Genomic DNA, 3,038 nt, shown 5'->3' with positions numbered 1-3,038 from the left:
TATAGTTTTATTCATGATGAAAATGAAGTTGAATCTGCCGATATCTATTCAAAAGCAGTCGGCTTAAACGGCAACCGCTCTGCGATCATCGATCTGGAGGAAACGAATCCCGACAACTGGGCAAACGAGTCATTTAAAGGTGTGTCCTCCATTACCGAGGCGATCATTTGGGAAGTGCACACGGAGGATTTTTCTAGTGCTGAACAGGCTGATTTTTTACCAGACTACCGAGGGAAATATCTGGCTTTTACTGAAGAAAATATCACGGTTGGTTCCGATCAAGACCAATTAGCGGGGGTATCTTATTTAGAAGGATTAGGTGTCAATTATATCCATTTGTTACCCGCTTTCGACTTTGAAAACAATGAGTATTCATCTGCTTACAACTGGGGGTACGATCCCAAGAATTTTATGGTGCCTGAAGGGAAATATGCCTCAGACCCCAGCGATCCTAAAACACGTATCCTTGAATTCAAAACGATGGTTTCTCACTTGCATCAGCATGACATTGGCGTGATCTTAGATGTCGTCTTCAACCATACTTTTTTCACGGAACAATCCTGGTTTCAGTTGACTGTCCCTGATTATTTTTACCGCCAGGACCATTATGGCGAATTCACCAACGGGTCAGGCTGCGGCAACGAAACAGCCAGTGAACGGAAAATGATGCGCAAGTATATCATCGATACCGTCCTCTACTGGGTACAAGAGTATCATATCGATGGTTTCCGCTTTGACTTGATGGGTCTTCATGATGTCACGACGATGAACACCCTTCGTCAAACACTTGATGAAAAAGGCTTTTCACACGTCTTACTTTACGGCGAACCATGGAATGCCGGTAGTGTCGCTATTTATGAACCGAACAAGCCGGCCGATAAATTTCATGCCAATCATTTGGTTGACGGTATCGCTCTTTTTAATGATGGATTCAGAGATGCGATCAAGGGACCTGTCTTTGATGAACGAGCTGGCGGATTCTTACAAGGGGCAAATGGACTTGATACAAGTTCTTATTCTACGAATGATTTAATTGCAGGTATACTCGCCAACACGCAGTCGGACGTCGGACGCTTCAGATTACCTGATGACAAACAGTGGGCCAGGAACCCTGCTCAAGTAGTCACCTATGCGTCTGCACATGACAATTTGACCCTCTACGATAAATTACTTAAAACGCTTCAGGATGAACCGGACTATCATCGGGATGAAACAGCTATTCAACTGAATAAAATCAGCGCTGCTCTGCTGTTTACTTCTTTAGGCGGTATCTTTTTACAGGCCGGAGAAGAATGGGGCCGTACAAAGTCAGGCGATGAGAACAGTTTCAAATCATCGATCTCGATCAACCGGCTGAATTGGTCTCGGGCTTATGAAAACAAAGATCTGCTTGAGTATTACAGAGGGATGATGGCTATCAGAAAAGCCTATGCACCTTTACGTGATGCGTCTAACAAAACGGGTGATGCCGTTACCTTTGCACAACTGAAAGAAAACCTGCTTGCTTATACGATACCAAATACACTTAACAAGGGTGAATGGACGATGATGGCAGTCGTTATCAATACCACACCTCATCCAGAAGAAGTGGAATTAGAAAGTAGTTACCCGTTTCCTGAAGAATGGACGATCCTAGCTAATCGACACTCAGCCGGATTAAATCCACTTGGTATCCTAAAGGGACATCGTGTTATAATTAACCCGAGAGAAGTACTCATTTTAGTATCATAAGCTGATTATAACTTGTTAAGCTGTTAAACTCACTTTTCAGCTTAAGAAAGGACGTTGCATGGATATCAAGCAAATGCATTATTTCATTTCAATTGTTGAAAATGACTTCAATATATCTCAGGCATCAAAAATACTGCATATCTCTCAACCTGCTTTAAGTCAGACCGTTGCGACTTTGGAAAAAAATGAAAACATCATTTTATTCGAACGCGCCCACGGCAGACTGCAGACACTCACCCCCGCCGGTGACGTCTTATACCAACATGCCAAGGAGATCCTTCGAAAATATGATGAAATGATCAAAGACCTCCAGGAAGAATCGACACAATTAAAAGGGTCCATAAAGATAGGCATCCCCCCCGTCGTTATTTCTGTCGTATTTCCAGAAATTTTACCGACATTGATTTCCACCAATCCGGAGATTCGCTTTGAAATAAAAGAAGCAGGCGCTGTTGAATTGAAAAAAGATTTACTTTTACAGGAGCTGCCCATAGCAGTGCTTTTACGCCCAACCGGTCTTGATTCCAGCGCCGTTGAAGAAGTAGTCATAAGAAACGATACCTTGTCGGCCTTTATGAGCAGCCAAAATCCGTTAGCTCAAAAAGATAAGCTGCAGTGGACGGATCTACATAACCAGCCCATGGCCATCTTTGACTCAACCTACATGATCCATCACCAGTTGTTAAATAAATTTTCGAGTCAGAATGTTAAACCGCAACTGTATTTGCAGTCTGCTTCTTGGGATTTACTGCTTAACTCAACGCGCAATTCCAATTTATTCACTGTCTTACCCACGCCGGTCGCGCAATATTATTCGTCCCCTGATGTCGTAAGGAAAGAATTCGAACACCCCATACATTGGGAAGTCGTGTTATGTCGCAGAAAACAAAAACGGTATTCACGTATCGAAGATTATGTCTTCAATTACATGAAAAATTATTACCAATCACATATGAAAGGATAGGACAAACGTCCTATCCTTTCTTTTTTATTGTTTTATCGTAATCATTGTATCGATGTGATTTGCGTGCCCTTCAGCTCGGCTCTGGATAGACGGAGGGCACGCGATGACCGATTGCGTGCCCTTCAAATCGGCTTCGGGTAGCCGGAGGGCACGCGATGACCGATTGCGTGCCCTTCAGCTCGGCTTCGGATAACCGGAGGACTTGAAAAGAGATTTAACATTTAAACCCAATAAAGTGCCTATCATTGCTCCAAAGATAAGTGTGGTTATTGGATTAAGAATTAAATCAAAAAGGAATTTGTTCTTTTCCATAAATTATATTTTAATAAAAAACTTTCTTTTC

2 protein-coding genes are annotated in these 3,038 nt (G+C 42.6%); both read left to right on the top strand.

The window, feature by feature from the left end:
- On the top strand, nucleotides 1-1,731 hold a 1,731-nt coding region (pulA, locus tag R6U02_RS02540), incomplete at its 5' end, for a type I pullulanase (protein WP_410262068.1).
- A 58-nt stretch (nucleotides 1,732-1,789) separates the two neighbouring features.
- Nucleotides 1,790-2,695 (top strand): LysR family transcriptional regulator, encoded by a 906-nt coding sequence (locus tag R6U02_RS02535; RefSeq protein ID WP_410262067.1) that lies wholly within the window; start codon nucleotides 1,790-1,792, stop codon nucleotides 2,693-2,695.
- The last annotated feature ends 343 nt before the right edge of the window (nucleotides 2,696-3,038 follow it).

This window comes from Alkalibacterium sp. (assembly GCF_046484155.1).
Lineage (GTDB): Bacteria > Bacillota > Bacilli > Lactobacillales > Carnobacteriaceae_A > Alkalibacterium.
Note: the sequence above shows the minus strand (reverse complement) of the source record. Positions and strands in the feature narration are given on the sequence as shown.

What these genes read in the sequence shown, in the direction of transcription:
- R6U02_RS02535 (WP_410262067.1), top strand. Translation starts at nt 1,790, where the DNA reads ATGGATATCAAGCAAATGCATTATTTCATTTCAATTGTTGAAAATGAC.